This window comes from Chryseobacterium sp. UF-290 (assembly GCF_058245615.1).
In genome coordinates this window covers 56,391-74,264 of record NZ_JBSICB010000020.1, presented here as the reverse complement: position 1 = coordinate 74,264, position 17,874 = coordinate 56,391, and the positions used below count along the sequence as shown (strand labels likewise).

16 protein-coding genes, 1 tRNA gene and 1 riboswitch are annotated in these 17,874 nt (G+C 37.4%); of the genes, 9 read left to right on the top strand and 8 right to left on the bottom strand.

Annotated features, from left to right (window positions below; genetic code table 11):
* Positions 1-95: 95 nt before the first annotated feature.
* Positions 96-281, bottom strand: a riboswitch (cobalamin riboswitch).
* A gap of 421 nt (positions 282-702) precedes the next feature.
* Positions 703-3,786 (bottom strand): DEAD/DEAH box helicase, encoded by a 3,084-nt coding sequence (locus AC4IF5_RS18510; RefSeq protein WP_490737136.1) that lies wholly within the window; start codon positions 3,784-3,786, stop codon positions 703-705.
* 293 nt (positions 3,787-4,079) lie between these two features.
* Between AC4IF5_RS18510 and AC4IF5_RS18505 the strand changes: the two genes are divergently transcribed.
* From AC4IF5_RS18505 to AC4IF5_RS18485, 5 genes are all read left to right on the top strand, one after another.
* Complete coding sequence (locus AC4IF5_RS18505; protein WP_490737134.1) at positions 4,080-4,919, top strand: LytR/AlgR family response regulator transcription factor; 840 nt, start codon at positions 4,080-4,082, stop codon at positions 4,917-4,919.
* Positions 4,920-4,990: 71 nt separating this feature from the next.
* Positions 4,991-5,620 carry a dioxygenase family protein gene (locus AC4IF5_RS18500; protein WP_490737132.1) on the top strand — a complete coding sequence of 210 codons (630 nt, stop codon included), beginning with the start codon at positions 4,991-4,993 and terminating at the stop codon, positions 5,618-5,620.
* A gap of 192 nt (positions 5,621-5,812) precedes the next feature.
* Complete coding sequence (locus tag AC4IF5_RS18495; protein ID WP_490737130.1) at positions 5,813-6,757, top strand: 3',5'-cyclic-nucleotide phosphodiesterase; 945 nt, start codon at positions 5,813-5,815, stop codon at positions 6,755-6,757.
* Positions 6,758-6,946: 189 nt separating this feature from the next.
* Positions 6,947-8,440, top strand: a complete 1,494-nt coding sequence (locus AC4IF5_RS18490) for a hypothetical protein (RefSeq protein ID WP_490737128.1) — start codon at positions 6,947-6,949, stop codon at positions 8,438-8,440.
* A gap of 252 nt (positions 8,441-8,692) precedes the next feature.
* Positions 8,693-8,777, top strand: a tRNA-Ser gene (locus AC4IF5_RS18485).
* A gap of 238 nt (positions 8,778-9,015) precedes the next feature.
* On the opposite strand, the gene AC4IF5_RS18480 is transcribed toward AC4IF5_RS18485, so the two are convergent.
* The 7 genes from AC4IF5_RS18480 to AC4IF5_RS18450 all read right to left on the bottom strand — a co-directional run bounded on the left by AC4IF5_RS18480 (position 9,016) and on the right by AC4IF5_RS18450 (position 14,022).
* On the bottom strand, positions 9,016-9,381 hold the full coding sequence (locus AC4IF5_RS18480) for a helix-turn-helix domain-containing protein (protein WP_490737126.1): 366 nt from the start codon (positions 9,379-9,381) through the stop codon (positions 9,016-9,018).
* 140 nt (positions 9,382-9,521) lie between these two features.
* On the bottom strand, positions 9,522-9,950 hold the full coding sequence (locus tag AC4IF5_RS18475) for a transposase (RefSeq protein ID WP_490737124.1): 429 nt from the start codon (positions 9,948-9,950) through the stop codon (positions 9,522-9,524).
* A 10-nt stretch (positions 9,951-9,960) separates the two neighbouring features.
* On the bottom strand, positions 9,961-10,479 hold the full coding sequence (locus tag AC4IF5_RS18470) for a hypothetical protein (protein WP_490737122.1): 519 nt from the start codon (positions 10,477-10,479) through the stop codon (positions 9,961-9,963).
* A 68-nt stretch (positions 10,480-10,547) separates the two neighbouring features.
* Positions 10,548-11,498 (bottom strand): phage tail-like protein, encoded by a 951-nt coding sequence (locus AC4IF5_RS18465; RefSeq protein WP_490737120.1) that lies wholly within the window; start codon positions 11,496-11,498, stop codon positions 10,548-10,550.
* Between the two features lie 11 nt (positions 11,499-11,509).
* A complete protein-coding gene (locus tag AC4IF5_RS18460; protein ID WP_490737118.1) occupies positions 11,510-12,139 on the bottom strand; it encodes a hypothetical protein in 630 nt (209 codons plus the stop codon).
* 202 nt (positions 12,140-12,341) lie between these two features.
* The gene (locus AC4IF5_RS18455; protein WP_490737116.1) at positions 12,342-13,301 is read right to left on the bottom strand and encodes a hypothetical protein; all 960 of its coding nucleotides are present in this window, start codon (positions 13,299-13,301) and stop codon (positions 12,342-12,344) included.
* Positions 13,302-13,491: 190 nt separating this feature from the next.
* Positions 13,492-14,022 (bottom strand): hypothetical protein, encoded by a 531-nt coding sequence (locus AC4IF5_RS18450; protein ID WP_490737114.1) that lies wholly within the window; start codon positions 14,020-14,022, stop codon positions 13,492-13,494.
* A gap of 186 nt (positions 14,023-14,208) precedes the next feature.
* On the opposite strand from AC4IF5_RS18450, the gene AC4IF5_RS18445 reads away from it, so the two are divergent.
* The 4 genes from AC4IF5_RS18445 to AC4IF5_RS18430 all read left to right on the top strand — a co-directional run bounded on the left by AC4IF5_RS18445 (position 14,209) and on the right by AC4IF5_RS18430 (position 17,742).
* Positions 14,209-14,796: a TetR/AcrR family transcriptional regulator gene (locus tag AC4IF5_RS18445; protein WP_490737112.1), complete on the top strand. Its 588-nt coding sequence runs from the start codon at positions 14,209-14,211 to the stop codon at positions 14,794-14,796.
* Positions 14,797-14,858: 62 nt separating this feature from the next.
* A complete protein-coding gene (locus AC4IF5_RS18440) occupies positions 14,859-15,722 on the top strand; it encodes an alpha/beta fold hydrolase (RefSeq protein WP_490737110.1) in 864 nt (287 codons plus the stop codon).
* 11 nt (positions 15,723-15,733) lie between these two features.
* Positions 15,734-16,876, top strand: coding sequence for an alkene reductase (locus tag AC4IF5_RS18435; protein ID WP_490737108.1), 1,143 nt, complete (start codon positions 15,734-15,736; stop codon positions 16,874-16,876).
* 59 nt (positions 16,877-16,935) lie between these two features.
* Positions 16,936-17,742 (top strand): SDR family NAD(P)-dependent oxidoreductase, encoded by an 807-nt coding sequence (locus tag AC4IF5_RS18430; protein ID WP_490737106.1) that lies wholly within the window; start codon positions 16,936-16,938, stop codon positions 17,740-17,742.
* Positions 17,743-17,874 lie beyond the last annotated feature (132 nt).

The following is a 17,874-nucleotide window of genomic DNA, read 5'->3' as shown; positions in this document are numbered from 1 at the left end:
AAACAATGACATACTGAACAATACAATTTCTCTTCAAAGAAAATGCACAACTCAACATATCATCTGTATGACCCTAAGCTTCAAACCGCGAAAGCATTGTCAATTCAGTAAAGGCAGGTCTCCTGGCTTGTAACGGTTTCCGTCATCCTTCCCGCTTCAGGCAGTGGATATCCAGGGACAGAAACCTCTCGTATGTTACTTACAGTTGCGCGACAGCTCGTGATTCTCACACGATTCCCTATTAATCTACCTTAAGTAAAACCTTTCCTGTTTGATGAAGTTGATAAAGAACTGTATCTTTTACCCATATCATTCGATAGATGTAAAAAGATTTTAATTTTGTGTAAAATTAATCATACAGAATAAACAAACAACAACATCCACTATATTAAGCAAATTAAACTCAATAAACAGAATTAAAAAGAATATAATTCTAAAACAAAAGCTATTTTAGTAATTTAAAAGAATAATATTCTGCGGAAAAATCCGATGACAACAATATACTGTTACCAAGGCTCCTCCGAAAAATGCAAAACTAACGGTAAAGATCCTAAGATAATCTCTCTCCCTTCGTCTGTTTTAATTAAAAAAGGAAAGTCACATATGATCTCAGGAGATTTTGATTTCCTTCTGAAAGCTCAGCTCCGGGATATGACCACATATGTCTCCAATTTACCATTTGCCAACCGGACATCTTCTCTACTACAGTGTTTTGGCCATCACATCGAAATAAGAGCACTGCCCCCACAATGTTTTATTTCCAATGACATAAATTCTTTTTTTCGCTCTGGTAAGGGCTACGTTCAGCATATTGGGCTTTTCGGAGGCCCAATTTCGTGCTCCGGAAGATTTTGGATCCCCTCCCAATACCAGGAATACAACATCTGCCTCTTTCCCCTGGAATTTATGAATGGTCCCACAGGAGATCTGAGAGCTGTAATGAAATTCCTGATTACATTTGTCGGCCACAGATTTAAAAGGGGAAATAACGTAAATATTCCCATTATATCCTGTTTTCTGAAGCTGGTCTATTTTAAGCTTCAGTTCTTCTATTTCATCTTTTAATGCATGCTTATTAATAGGAGGATTTTCATCTGCCACATGGAACCATTGCGATTTCCCAAGATATTCTTTATCAACCTCATCAACGGTAGCTTTCACCATCTGTCCTCCATAAGCGATCTTGTTAGCAATAGTAAACATCGGATCATCACATCTTCTGTGCGTACGCAACGGAAATCCTGTCCAGATGGGGATATCAGAAGAACCGTTCTTCATATAGGTTCCTTTTACAGAAATTCTGTCAGCCAGCTGCTGGGCAGAAGTTTGTGACGGAGACCATATGGACTCTACATTTTCCTGCTTTCTCAATTTGAAAACCAGCCCCGTAGGAATGGTCACTACCGGTTCTACCTGCAAGGGATCTCCGATAATAATGCTTCGTTTTGAGCGGTAAAGGCTCCCCGCAATAGATTGAGGAGTTGCCTGGCCTGCCTCATCGATCAGAAGCCAGCCAATCTGGTTCTGAACCCGGTTTGGAAACAGTCTGCCGGCTGAAGCCAGAGTGGTGGAAACTACAGGCACACACAGGAAAAAAGTACTCCATAAGTTTTCTGATATATCTGGAGTAACATCTGCCTGCCCAGTCAACATTTTGAAGAAAGTTTCAAGATTGAACCTTATTTTTTTCGCATTGGAGAGGATCGTATATTGATGAAGTTCAAGACTCAGCAGGAAGATATCACTTCTTAATTGGGCTATTTCCGGAGAATAATAAGGCATCCTCAAATGAATTTCATCCAAAGACAATAATTCAAAATTCTCGTCACAGAGCTGCTTATGATCTATTCCATACTCTTTGTGAAGTGTTTCTGCCTGACTGAGATATGAATGTATTGCTTTTCGGAGCGTAATAATTTCTGCAGATACATTATTCAATTCGGAAGTGGCTGATTCTATCTTTGCTTTGATCTTCGGTAATAGCTTTTTAATATCATTATATTTTGACAGATAAGCATTATATTCATTCAGATAGGCATCAGCCTGTGATTTCCATTTCCTGTAAGCTTTAGAATTAAAAATTTTATGAAAGGTAAAGAAAGAAGGCTTATTGGCTGTTAAAAAATTCATGGCAACCTGAACTTTATCCATAGATTCTTTATTACTCTGCTCTTGAACCATCAGCTCTTTTTCATCTTCCTCCAGCTTTTTGATCTCGATAGCCAGGCTCGAAGCTTTACTTTCCAAAACAAGCTTCGCATCTTTATTTTTTTTGAATAAAGGTAGTGATGTGTGGAAAGCTCCTGCCTTCTTTTTAAAGACAGCAAAACGTTTATGTAACCGTTTCAGTTCATCTTTTGTTGTTTCAAACTGCCCCAGATAATATGAGGTCTTATCATTTTCTTTATCCTGATAAACAGCAGAGAGAGTTTCTTTGAAACCAACTCCTTTCTTTTCTCTTTGTTCTTTATTTTCTGTTCCCCAGAAAGCATTTCTGAAAGCAATCCTGTTTTTTGAATTCCCCAGCGCTGCACTTAGGATTCCCCAACTTTCTTCTTCGATAAGCGCTCTGGAACATTCTGCAAAATAATCAGCCTCAGAAAAGGTTTTTGAATCTATCTTTGATTTTGCAGGAAGCTCCTTGGTTATATTTTCAACAGCAGCATTATTATTACTTGCCACCACGATTCCAAAATCGTTGAGCAGTTTCTTGTTTATATTGCAGGTTAATTCAAAATATCCATCTTCTTTCTCTATCTTTTGGTATCTGTTTTCAAAAATATGATGAGGTCCCAACTCAGATAGTACTTTAGCTCTTCTCACAATGATTTCTGCAATAACATCTAATAAAAGAGTGGTCTTTCCTGTACCCGGAGGGCCGTTTACTCCCCGCAAGCCAGATTGTATACCTATTTCTGAAAAAATAGTGTTCACCGCTCCGTTTTGTGCAGTATAAAGACCATAATTAATGGATGAAGGCCATCTTCCGGCTGTCATCAGCTCCGGATTAATAGTATCCAATAAATATTTTTTTTCAGCAATAATATCTTTTCTGTTTTTCTCATTTGTCTGAAGACTCAGATATTCCTTCAGTGTTTTACTGTAGGATGAAGGTTCTAAGCCTGATAAATAATTCAGATCGCTTAAGTAAAAACTATTTAATAATTCCGGATCGGATTGTGCTTTTTTAGGGACCTGCTGGGCCACCAGGAAAACGCCTATTGGCAGTTCGTGCCAGCCGGAAACCATTTTACCCAGATAGTCTGTTTCAGCTTTCAGATGCAAAGGAGTTATCACATCTCCCCTCTTTAATGGTTTTTCTTCCGGATTTTCAGAGAAAGGGATCTCAATGACATTATATCTCAATTCAAAATCTGCCTGTGCGGAATCAAGTTCACGGGAAACTTCCGTTAAATTCTGATCCTGCTGCAATACCCTGATTCCAAAGAAATAGGCTGCCGGCACATAGCTCCTTTCATCAGGTCTTCCCTCTTCATCCAGAATCAAAGCGGATAAGCAGGTGTGCCCTGTTATAGGATCTTTCCAATCCTGCATCTCATCCTGAGTCCCCAGTAAACGATCAATATGATCTATGATCATTTTCTTTTCTATTCTTCCGAAAATAAGAGTATACTGCCACTTCCAGTCTTTTTTGACCGATGCTCTTTCTTCCCTTAACCAGGGAAGAACGATATCGTCATGAAGTACTGATGCTTTTTTATTAAAATCAGGAAGGTCAAAAATTTCAACATTCCTCCAGAACTGTAAAATATTTTGTTGTTTCAATGTGATAAAATCTGCTGGTGCCGGTTAAACTTTGGTGTTTTGCAATATACAAAACAATTATCAGCCGGAGATCAATGATTTAAACTGATTATATGTAAAACCGATATAATATAAATATATGCAAATATATCAAAGCATAAGGCAAGATCATTGCGGAAAGCCGTAATCGTTTCATTTAATAAGAACCAGCATTTTATTCCTTTTTGCTATATTTGATAAGAGAAAAGTGAGCCGTCGAACAGCATAAAACCGGCAGTCCCAGCTCAGAAACATGAATAAAAAATAAAAGGACGATGTATCCCATTTCAAATAACAGGCCGCAACCAGGTTTTTCTTTGAATACCGGAAAGCTATATCTAATACTTTCCGGAGTCATCGTATCCATGATAAGCCTGAGTATTTTTCAGGATTTTTTAGAATCAAAGAGAAACAGCTATACCTTTTATTTCAGTGAATCTGTACTGTTCAAGATTGTCTGGCTTCTGTATGCTCCCATACTGCTTGTTTTATACAAAAGGTTGAAAAATGAGGTATTGAACAGCTTTTTAAAAACAGTATTATTCATTGTATTGCCTGTGACCGCCCATCTTTTCATATTTCCCTGTGTAGCCAAAATTTTTACAATGCTTTTCTATGAAGGGAGATATGATTTTTTCAAATTCTTTTCATATGCCTTAGCGCACGATTTTTATACCTTAATTCTTGTTTATAAAGGTTTTGTTTTAGGCTACAGGCATATTTCTACCAGGAAACAGGATGTTGTCAATACAGATACAGAAACCCTGGTCATCAATAATGGGAAGGATAATGTAATAGTTTATGTAAAAGATATTATACAGATTACTTCTGCTACCCCTTATGTTTCCGTTCATCTTGAAAACAAGAAATATTTACATTCGGAAACGTTGAAATCCATTCATGAGCAATTAAACGGTAATATTTTTGTCAGAGTACACAAATCAGCTCTTGTCAACCTTTCAAAAGTCCATTCATTCAAATCCCGGCTGAACGGTGACTACGATTTGCTGATGTCAGACGGTACTTCTGTAAGATTAAGCAGAACCTATGCCAGGGATTTTAAAAACCGCTTTAGCACAAGGTCATCGGGTCAGCATATCAACTCATCAGGATAAAGTATTTTATTTTTCTCCCCTTTTTTCTGTCCATAATTTTGTCTGCATATTCATTTTAAAACATAAAAATTATGGATCTAAAAAACAGAATTATTTATTGGTGGCTGCTTCTGATAATATCCGGTTTAATCTCATGTCAGGGCCAGAGCAAAAAGCATGCAGGTGGTCCCTGCGAAGGGTGTGAAGCCATTTTTGAGTACAGGAATAAGAGATTGGCTCCTGCTGATACGCTCCCTAAATTTCAACAAAGCGAGCCTAAACTAAAGGTGACAGGCACCGTTTTCAAAAAAGACGGGAAAACTCCTGCAGAGAATGTGATTATTTATATCTATCACACCAACAGGAGGGGCATCTATGAAACCAAAGGCAACGAAACAGGCTGGGCCAAACGACACGGATTCATCCGGGGCTGGGCAAAAACAGGAAAAAACGGTCAGTATACATTCTATACCTTCAGACCAGCAGCTTATCCTGACCACAGTGAACCTGAGCATATTCACATAACCATAAAAGAGCCCGACAAGAATGAGTACTATCTGGATGAATATCTTTTTGACGATGATCCGTCATTAACCCAGGCCATAAGAAACAAGTTACCAGATAGAGGCGGTTCAGGAATTGTAAAGCCTAAGATGGAAGGCGGAATCCTGACTATCAAACGAAATATTATTCTGGGAAAAAATATCCCGGATTATGAATAACCAAAAACTACTTTTAAATCCTGCAATTTTCATTAATTGCAGGATTTAAAAGTTTACTTAAAAGCGATTTTAAGCTTGTGACTTTCATTTTCTTAGCATCACATCTGGGAACAACCGGGACATAATCGGTAAAAAATAATGTAAATTTGTCTTATCCTATCAAAAAGGATGAGATTTCTTTAGTTATATATAATGAAAAAAACAGTACTTTCTTTATTAGCTTTCTTCCTGCATTTTGCCTGTCAGGCCCAAAATTTTGATCTTATTCCATTAGGCATATATGGTGGGGAGCAAGAAGACAATTTATCAGCTTATTTAGTCGGGGGCCCGCAAGACAATGCTTATATCTGCCTTGATGCCGGTACTGTAAATGCCGGTATACGAAAAGCCATTCAGCTGAAAAGCCTTAACGGAACGGAAGAAACTGTTCTTAAGGACCAGATAAAAGGATATTTTATCTCACATGGTCATCTGGATCATTTATCCGGCCTTATTATCAACTCCCCTGTTGACTCTAAAAAGGATATTTTCGGAATAGCACCAGTTCTCCAGATTTTACAAAATCATTACTTTGTCACAGATACCTGGATTAATTTTGCTGATCAGGGGCAGAAACCTACCCTTGGCAAGTATCATTATAATGAACTTCGGGAAGGAATAGAAATTCCTGCACCAAGAACTCCGTTCTTTATAACGGGATATGAGCTAAGCCATGTCAACCCTTATAAAAGCAGTGCCGCCCTTGTCAGAAAAGACGACCATTATTTGCTCTATTTAGGAGATACCGGTTCTGATAGGATTGAAAAATCAGACCGGCTGAATACTCTTTGGGAAAATATAGCTCCGCTGATAAAAAAAGGACAGTTAAATACGATACTTATAGAAGTCTCTTTTCCTAACAGCCAACCTGAACATCTCCTGTTTGGCCACCTTACCCCCAATCTTTTGACAGAAGAACTGACCAGACTGAAAGAAAAAACCGGACAAAAAAATCTGAAGAACCTCAGTATTGTAGTCACCCATAGAAAACCGACAAAAGATAATCCTGAGATCATAAAAAAAGAGCTCCTGGAAAACAATCCCTTGAAAGTACAGTATATTTTCCCTGAACAAGGTAAAAAAATCAGCTTGCCTTAATAATTATGAATAAAAGATGGGGAAAGATTTTGTTTCATCTTTTTTACTCTCTCGCATGAATATTTATTTTCAAATGCATATCGGTGATATACTTCATTAAAAACGCTTTCCTTTCTCAATTTCTTAAATCTTTTTGTACAGTATAGTATTGCGTTCTATTTATTCTTAAGTTTACCGCTGATCCTGCCTATGAAAAATATCGACTTTCTAAAAAGAAACTTCGCCGCATTTATTGTGTTCTACTGTTTACTGCTGAACAGCTGTACACAGCAAAATCAGAGAAAAGAAAATTTCGACTATCCGCTTCTTCAGAAGAATGAGACTCTTCGTCTTACAGGAGACTATCAAAAATGTTTTGACCTTAATCAGGAGTATCTCCATCTGGCTCAAAAAAGCGGCTATCGTGACGGACAAGCACTTTGCTACATCAATCTGTCTAATATATCTGCTGCCATCGGAAACTATGAAAAGGGGCTGGTATTTTTAAAGAAAGCAGAAGCTATGCTCAAAGGGTCAGCTAATGAGGCTCTCAAGGCACGGGTTTTTCAGGAATACGGCCAGATGAGCAAGGTCACCAGGTTAGACAGAACTGCGCTGGATTACAATGCAAAAGCACTTTATTATACCCGCAGATGCTCAGAAACAGATAAAAAGAAGTATTTTCTACAAAAGGTCTTTTCAAACCGTGCAGATTTTCTCTATGAAATAAAGCAGAATGATTCCGCTCTGATGTACTTTCACAAAGCTCTGAGGGTCGATAATTCAGATCTGTCTAACAGCTTGATTGCAAAGCACCATATGTATTATACCAAACAAATGGATTCAGCAAAATTCTATATTGAACGGGCACTGGCTTTTCCGGATCAACAAAATGGTATGCGCAATTCACAGAGAGGACAGGTTTACCGGATTACAGGAGATTATTATAAGGCCAGGGAGGACGACTCATTATCTCTGAAATATTATCAGAAAGGACTGGATATTTTTATCCAAACCCGCAAGGTTTACAATATTCCTTTTATATATGAAGCAATGGCGGAGACCTACGGTTATTTGGGTGATAAGAAGAAAGAAGCTGAGTTTAATGAGAAGTATATCCACGCAAAGGAAAAGCTATCTCAGGATCAGCACCATACAATAAATCTGCTGATCGATAAACTGCTGGCAGAAAAAGAGGTTGGAGTACAGACTTTTAAGTTCAACACCATTATTTTTGCAGGATTAATTGTACTCATTATAATGCTGGTAGTCCTTCTGCTGTACAAAAAACTCAAAAACACCAAAAACCAGCTGATAAAGGAAAACTCCAATCTGAAAGAATATAAGATGAATCTGCAGACTGAGACTGAAGTTTTGAGTAATAAAGTCAGCGAAAGCCATAACGAGCTTATGCACCTTCTTCAAAGCAATGATTCATCTTTTCTTACAAGATTCCAGGAGATCCATCCTGGCTTTATAGAAAAGCTTCTAAAAAGAAACAGTGATCTGTCTGCAGCAGATCTTCGTTTGTGTGCTATGATCAGACTGGATCTCAGTTCCAAAAAGATTGCTTCCTATATGTCGATTGAGCATAAGTCTGCCCAGCAGAAGAAATACAGGTTGAGAAAAAAGCTAAACATTCCGAGTGAACAGGATATTCTGATTTTCTTTCTTGAATTGGAGAACAAGGACGAAAATGATTGAAATTTCAATATCAAATCCAACGGAAACAATTTGGGGACTATTCATTGAATAAAATTCAGGCTGTACACTATAAATCAATTTTATTTTTAAATGCCTGAATATTAGATTTTAAAAATTTGCTTTTTATTTTTCAATTAAAATAAATTTTCATAGCAAACGAAAAACATCAATTTTATTAAAAAAACATTTTGTCAGTATTAAAAAACTTTCTATATTTGCACCACTGAAAACGACGGTACTACCGGAGTTCAGGGAGAGTTGGCAGAGTGGTCGATTGCGGCAGTCTTGAAAACTGTTGACTGTAACAGGTCCGGGGGTTCGAATCCCTCACTCTCCGCAAGCTAAGAAAATGAAAGTTTTCAGAAAGCATCAAAAAATAGATAAATCCTGCAAATCATTGATTTTGCAGGATTTTTTGTTTATGGCAATTGCTGTAATGTTCAAAAATAACCTAAAAGTTTGTGGCAATTCTGTGGCAATTTTTAAATTTAGCAAAAAGCGCCACAAAATACCACGTAACTAATTGAAAGTAAACGCATAGCAAATCTAAACATCAACCAATATATTCGTCAATTTTAAGATATGTTTTTGCTATTTTTTTCCTGTATTTTCTTTAGATTAGGATTCGGAAGAAAACATTTTCTCCACTTTGTCACCGTATTCCGGCTGAGCTTAAAGTGATTGGCTAATTGAATGTTATTGAGCTTGTACTTTTTCTGATACTCTAATATTCTCAAGATGTCAGACTTGCTATATGAGCGATGCTTCTGATTAAAATTTTCGGTTTGTTTATCTGCTATTCCGAAAATCTTCTGATTGAGCTCTATAATATTAAGAACAGACAAATCATCTTTATTAAGCAATGCTCTGCATTCTTCTTTCTTATGAGAAAATTTTCTGGTAAGAATATCAGAGTAGATGCGTTTATAATCTGGTGTCATTTGTTATATTCAATTTTAATTGTCGACCTGCTCTCCGGATGTACTCAGATGAAACCCAGCGTAGGGGCTTTTAGAAACTGCTTCGAAATTCATCCGGGTCTGGCTTTTGGTTTTGTTAAAAATTTCTTTAACCAGCTTCTCTAATTTTTGTATTTGCTTATCCATTTGTATAAAGTGGTCTTAGGTATTCTGTATTCCTCAATTACTTGTTTTTTTGTTTTTTCTCCATTTGCAATTAATTCCAAAATAAAGTCTATCACTTCTTTGGTGTAGATGTTTTTGCGAAATTGAGGCAGGTTCGTTTTTTTATCTTTTTGCTGTTCTATTTTTTCGTTGGCTGCAGGTGGAGCATATAAAATCAAATGCTGGGAATAGATTCTGAAGAAATCGTACTCCAACAATTTACACCATTTTAATAATATCTCTGCGTCCAATGATTGAGAAGAATACATTTCGTTTATTTCTTTTTCACTGCATTTAAAAAAATTACAGATCCGGGATATTTCTACCCCGCTTTCTGTAACTTTCTGGCTGATAAGACCTCCTATACAAATCTCTTTAAATCTCACATCAAAAGTTTTATTTCCAGTAATTCCAGTTTGCTCCGTCGAAAACCGCAAGTGTTTTGCTTACTGTATCATAGCACATCATTCCCGGATAAGGGCTTTTCACAATGGTATGAGGATTGGCAATCTTTGGCAGAATCATTGCCTTATTCTGAGATTCCAGAACCAGGACTCCGACAGCAGGACTGCTTTCCGCACCGATAATCACACCCCCTTCCTCTGCGGATGTATTTTCGTTAGCAGCAAGAGCTGTGGTTATACTACCTTTACCGGTTAATTCCACCCATATATTTTTTTCGTACATCTTTACTTTCTTATCTTCTTTATCAAACAGAAATGTTCCGTTATTGGCAGCTGTTAACAAGGGTGCACTGTCCACTGCAGGAAGGATAATCCCCCGAGTGTTCCCTGCCGTATTGTTAAAGTCCAGAATGGTATTGTTACCATCAATATTTTCCTTTCCTATAGCGACTTGCCCGAAAGCAAAATGTGCTGATAAGCAGAATATTGTCGTATATATTGTGTTTTTCATTTATTTGTTGATTTTACAATGTTATTAGGACTCTAAAGCCCTAACAACATTGATTATACTAGAGTAAATTATTCATTACAGCTTCTTGCTATACATTTCCATTTATTTCCGTTGTAGAGTTTCACACAATCGGCATCGATGTCGTAGATAAGCATTCCTTCTTTAGCTTCAGTGACCGGAATGGCACCTGAGTTCTGCACTCTTGTGATTACGAAGCCTTTGGTTTTGGATTCTAAAGCAATAAAACCATTTGGTACGCTTTCCGGCCACCCCATAAGCTTTTTCTGAATGGTAATTCCCACCTTAGTAAATGTCCCACCTGAGGAGAAGTCACCCGGTTTCACGCAGTAATATTCGCAGGATTTTAACGAGATTGCGCTTAATCCGAAATCCCTTGCTTCAGTTACGGAACTACCTGCTATTAAAGTCAATACTAGATTTCCTGCTAATGGCAATGCCGATGGTAAATAAATGTTAATATCAATCGGAGTAGAATCCGTATAAGTTGTTGCAACAGCCGGCATGCTACCCGGAAGAGCTAAAGCTCCGTTTTGCCCTGTAATGGTAGGATTGGTTCCCGATATATCAAAGGTGGCGTACACTACACCCGCATAGGCTACCGTAAAGGTTGAATGTGCTGTGGCATTGTTTTGCCCAGTTCTTGTCCAATATGCATTTTTTAACTGTATAACAGCTCCATCAGAAACATTGGTTAAAGGTTGGGTAAGCGTTGTCGTTGCGCTGCCATCCTTAAAGAATCTGATGCCTTTTGAGCTGATCTGTATCCTGTTTCCGGATGCGGTTCCTCCCACTGTCCAGTCCGGAATGGTATTGGTATTTCCGGCAGGAGTGGTTGGAAAGATTCCGTTGGATATTCTTTCCTGCGGGTCAGGACATCCTATAGGAGGGCAATTATAAACTGTAACACTTACTCCGGCAGATGCAGCACTCACACATCCTCCTGATATTACTTTTACAGTATAGATGCCGGTAGTGCCAGCATCATAGGTTTGCCCCACAGCTCCGGAAATCAGTAAATCATCCTTGTACTTACGGTTACGCTTCCAACATAGAAATCGTCATCTGCCTGAGGATTTCCATTATGTGCAGGATTATTCTGTTGCGTGAAATACCTGAACTCCAGCCTTCCGTTATTCGGAGCATTAGAAGGTAGAGTTACCGTCATGCTATTTTTACATATACTATTAATTTCAGCCAGGGTATTTTTGATCAGGGTATTAGTATTTCCTGTTGCTCCAGCATGGTATGCTACAGTTCCGGGTGTCCCGACATCATTAACAGGACCGGCCGCGTTCGTCATAGTGACATATAGTGTACCGGCGTACCAAAGCTCTAACCTTGCCCATCCGGACACATTGCCTACTCCTAACGGAACAGCATCTCTGGTTCCAACACACATATTTATTACTGGTGAAACCCCGTTTGGGTTTACATTGGTTAAGTCTTGGTAAATATAGTCAGTGCTATTATCAACACCAAAATTAACACCAGGATTGCCAGGTTGTACATTAGCCGTTTTCGTCCAGCCAGAGGCATTAGACAAAAACGTCGGGTTCGTCACCCTTTGCAATGTACATTGGGCATTTAAATTGAGACAGCTTATCAGGAAAAATAAGCATAGTATAATTCGTTTTATCATTTTTATTTTTTGTTCAGAAGAAAATTAAAAAATCCATTCCATTCAGCACATCTGTCTATTCTTTTCAGAATAAATAACATACAGTATTGGCAGTATTATAAGGTTAACATTTTATTAACAGCCATATGCAGTTCTTTAAGAAATTGTGTCCCAGAAAACTGAGAAAAGATCTAACAAATGTATGTTTCAGTTTCAGTTTCTGTTAATTCAAATCTACCCACCCTGTATCCGTACGTCCCTGAAACTTTTTCAGAGCAGAATTGTACCGGATTGTTCCTTCCGGCCCCGTATCTCCGTCATTGCCTATTTTAACAGAGCCATTGACATCTAACAATGTGGCAGGAGTAGTGGTCCCAATTCCCACACGTTTGGTAACCCCGGCATCAGTTGTTTTTAATGTGAGAACCGGATTGGTATCATCATACAAATTGAGACTCATATATCTTCCGTTTGCCGTCCATCCAGTGGGAGCTGTAGACCCGGCGGTAATGGATGCTATAAATGGGTTTCCAGTTGCAGTAGTTGATTCCGAAATAAATTGAATTCCCCGGTTCTCACCACTGTTACCATAGCCGGAACCGTCTGCTCCTAAACGAAATGTTACTACGTATTTATTGGAATTATCATTGTTTACCTTCATACTTCCGCCTACCAGAAGCTTTCTTATATCGTTAGGTTCGGCACCTAATCCGATATTTCCGTTAACAAGATTAATACGCAGATCAGTTGCGCTTATACGACCTATCGAAATCACCCCATTTCCGCCTAAAACATCCGGTGCTATTCCCAGATGAAATGTTTTTTCCACACCGCTTGAATTGTATGCTGTGAATCGTTGTATAATAGATTTTGCATTGTTGGGATTTATTAAACGTAAAGCTATATTGGGTACAGATTGCATAGTAGCATTCCCGGTTGTTACATTCTGATAGATATCCAGCGTATGATCAGGGTTTGCATTTTTTAGTCCTACTTTGCCATCTGGCATTACGATGAAATCATTTGCACTTTGAGCAGGGTCGGGATTGCTATTATCTGCAGGGTTGTCTTTCCCGCCATCTATATGAAAAGTTCCTTTAGGGTACTGCGTATTGACACCGACCTGTCCAAAAGCATTTGTACTTATAATTAGTACTATAATTAATATTCTATATTTTTTCATTTTATTATTATTTTTTTTCATTTTTACATTAATAAACAACGTATATGCTGTCTGATTTTCCGTTCAGAGAGATTTACTATGGTGATATTGATCCAACAGAATCAATTTATTAGGTTATTAGGATTATTAAGATTTTTATGCTGTCTATTATCCTGGATGATACGATACAGAAGCCAAGCAGTGATCCTTTTCATGTATAACTAATTGGAGGGCCTCGCAAAAAAATATTTGAGAAATAATGATAAAAGAGAATATTTTCTTTTCGAAAGAATTCGTTGCTACTTTCGGGAATATAAACAATATTGAAATTAAAACGCTCATAAAGACTAATCACTTTCCATTGAAAATCAACAGAAAATACCATAATCTGATTTCCTGGGCTTAAGGAAAATGAAGAACCGTTAGGAAATGTTTTGCTAACGAATTTTATTTTCTGAGGTTGTGGTGTTTTATATACCGTCCTACTCTTCTTTTTTACTTTCCCAAGTGTTTTTGTTTTGGCTTTTAAAAAATTATTATTAGAATATTTTTTATTAGTAAATCTAATTGTCAAGGTATCCTTATCTTCAACATCCTGGATTATTCTTTCATTGTAGCTGATCCCGTTATCACTATAGTTTTTAATGCTGACAACAGTTCCGATGCTGACACTGATGTTTTCCATTCCTGTAACAATGGTCTGACCATAAAAATAAGTTGCTAATATATTTAAATGTACCAATAATAAAATTAGACTACACTCACAATACTTCAATATACTGCTATATAATTCCTTTTACAATTTTGAAGAAACAAAACTTTTGGTACATTTTAGTATATCATTATCTTGAAGTTTTAAAAAAATATTAAAAAACATTTGCTTTTATGACTGATCGGTCATATATTTGCATTGTAATTTTTAAATAAAATGTCTAAAGGAGAATTAACAAGAGAATTTATAATCAAGAAAGCAGCACCAGTTTTCAATATAAAAGGTATGGAGGCAACGGCAATGAGTGATATCATGGAAGTTACCAAGCTTTCCAAGGGAACTCTATATGTACATTTTAAAAATAAGCAGGAGCTTATTGCAGAAGTTTTTTCATACAATATGAAAACATTAACCGATAGTGTTGTTTCCAACATTAATAAATATAATTCCGCTAAAGAATGTCTCTTTGCTTATATAGACGTTTTAACAGATATTCACAATCCGCCTGTTGTTGGAGGTTGCCCGATGATGAATTTTGGTATTGAGGCCGACGACACCGATCCTGCTATTGCCAAAAAGATTGCTTCAGAAATTCAAAAATCGCATCGTCTAATTTCAGAAATAATATTAAAAGGTATCCAGGCCGGAGAGTTTAAACCTGAATGGAATTACCAGGATTTCTCCAAATTGGCTTTCTCAATGATAGAAGGTGGAGTAATGATCAGTAGGATTACAAAAGATGACTCCAGTGCTAAAATCATATCAAAAACTTTAAAACAAATGATTATACAGCAAGTGCTATAATTTTTTTTACCATAAAAATGACCGTTCGGTCATTTAATAATTAACAATTTAAATACATCAAAATGAAAAACAAGGAAAACATTGCATTAAATGAGTTAACTCATGAAACTGCACCCACTAAGCAAATTAATGTAAATGGACACAAATATGCTTACCGTACATTTGGAAGACAAGGCGGAATACCGATTGTCTTTTTAGTTCACTTTGCAGGTACTATGGATAACTGGGATCCAGCTGTCTTAAATCCTTTGGCTAAAACCCATCAAATTATAATTTTCAACAACAAAGGCGTAGCAAGTTCAGAAGGTACTACTCCTGATAATATCTCTCAAATGGCCGATGACGCGGTTGCTTTTATTGAAGCACTCGGTTTAAAAAAAGTCCATTTATTAGGTTTCTCGATGGGTGGTTTTTTGGCTCAAAAAATAGCTGCTGAAAATCCCGATTTGATTGAAAAGCTGATTCTTGCAGGAACAAGTACTGTAGGTGGTAAATCTATCAGTCAGTTATTTTCCCATCTGGAATTTGCGCAGAAGGATGGTCCTGAAAATATCCTTATCAATCTGTTCTTTTCCCAAACGGATTCAAGTGTCAGAGCAGGAAAAGAATTCCTGATACGACTTCAATCAAGAACTGAAGATAGGGATGTTGTACTGAGCGATGAATCATTTTCAAATCAGGCCAAAGCAATCGTAGATTATGGTCATCAGGACAATGAGCATTTCAAACAATTAAAATCTATCAAACAACCTACACTTGTTGTCAATGGGGAAAATGATATCATGGTGGACAGCATCAATTCATTTGATATGGTTAAACACATTCCCAACTGCAAACTGGTACTTTGGAGTGATTCCGGGCATGGCGCATTGTTTCAATATCATGAGGATTTTGTGAGAGAAGTGGAATCTTTTTTGGGTAATTAAATCTCATATATATGTTATTTCAAGAATATAATTTAAAGGGAGCAAAACTTAAAAATCGTATTGTGATGGCTCCTATGACAAGGTCGCGAAATCCAAATGGGATAGCTAATCTCATGAATGCTGATTATTATCAACAACGTTCTGGTGCGGGATTGATTGTAACAGAAGGCTTAGCCATATCTACAAGTTCAATAGGAAGTGTTTTTATTCCAGGCATCTATACCAAAGAGCAAGTTGAAGGATGGAAATTAACCACTACTGCTGTTCATAGTAAAGATGCTATAATTTTTGCCCAGTTATGGCACGTCGGAAGAATCTCCCATACTTCTTTGCAACCCAATAGACAATCGCCGGTAAGTCCTTCGGATATCCGCGCAGAAAATAGTAGGGTTCGCATTTTGGATGAAAATGGTACGATTAGTTTAGTACCTACCTCTCAGCCAAGAGTCTTATTGGAATCTGAAATCTTAGAAATAGTCAGAGATTATGCAAATGCTGCTGTAAATGCCATTGAAGCAGGATTCGACGGTATAGAAATCCACGGTGCCAATGGCTATTTGATCGAGCAATTTCTGAATCCTCATGTCAACACACGATCTGATCGATATGGTGGTACTTTGGAGAACAGAAGTAGATTTCTGTTAGAAGTAATAGATGCTTGTATCCAAAAAATAGGATCAGATAAGGTTGCAGTTCGATTAAGCCCATATGGTGGGTTGTATGACATGAAGCATTATGATGATCTAGAAAATACGTATCAGTATTTGGCTATGGAGCTGTCCAAGCGGAATATTTCCTATCTCCATTTAATGGATCAGGAATCTTGGGGAAGCTATACATTTCCGACAGGTTTCTTAGAAAGATTTAGGGGTTGGTTTAGTGGAACGATTATACTTGCTGGAGGCCTGACAAAAGTAAAGTCTGAATTTTTGCTTAAAGAAGGTTTGGCTGATCTGGCAGCATTTGGATTTCCATTTATTGCTAATCCGGATCTTCCGGAAAGAATGAAGAATAACTGGGAATTAGCGGTTGCCGATCGTACACTTTTTTACGGTGGTGCCGAACATGGCTACACAGACTATCCCAATTACGGAAAAGATTCTAATAAAGAATTTTGTAATGTTAAGATACAGAATGTTAAAAATAATCAATAAAAAACAGTCTATTTATTGACCTGATGGTCATATATACATATAATCAAATAAGAAAAACAATGGCAAAAACAGTATTAATTACAGGCGCATCAAAAGGATTTGGACGCGTGTGGGCAGAAGCATTTTTAGAGAAAGGATATAACGTAGCCGTTACAGCACGAAATTTATCCACCGTAGCAGATCTCAAGGATAAATACACGGATCATATATTAACTCTTACACTGGACGTAGATAACCGCGAAGAATCTTTGTGGGTAGTAAAGGAGGTTTATCAACATTTTGGTTCAATTGATATATTGATCAACAATGCGGGATATTCGTTGGTCGGAACTGTGGAAGAAACAAGTGAACAGGAAGCAAGAGCCCAATTAGAAACAAATTTCTTTGGTACACTTTGGCTTACTCAGGCTGTGCTACCCATCATGAGAGAACAAGAGAGTGGCCATATCATTCAGGTATCTTCGATCTTGGGCTTAGCAGCATTACCAACCTTTGGGCTTTATAGTGCATCTAAATTTGCGGTGGAAGGTCTTACAGAAGCGCTGGCTGCTGAAGTGAAAGACTTTGGAATTCGGGTGACATTGGTAGAACCCAATGGCTACGCCAGCAACATCTGGCATACAGGAATTAAAGCACAAGAGATTCCGGTATATGATGGATTGAGAAATGCTCTTGCAGCATCAGAAATAGAATTTGGCCAAGTAGAAGCTACTACTGGCGCCCTTATCAAACTGGCAGAAACAGAAAATCCTCCATTACGGTTATTTCTGGGAAAAGTTGCATTTCCATTTGTCAAACAACAATACGAACAAAAATTGGAGCTTTGGCAGGACTGGAACGAAATTTCCATTGCAGCGCATGGATAACTGAAGGTTATGATTTAGAGTTAGAACAATTTGTGCTAACAGGACTTGATATGATGATCTATAGTAAACTTAAATATTTACATAATTAGATGAACATGCTTTAGCCATGCAGCAGAATGTGGTCAGAGAGAT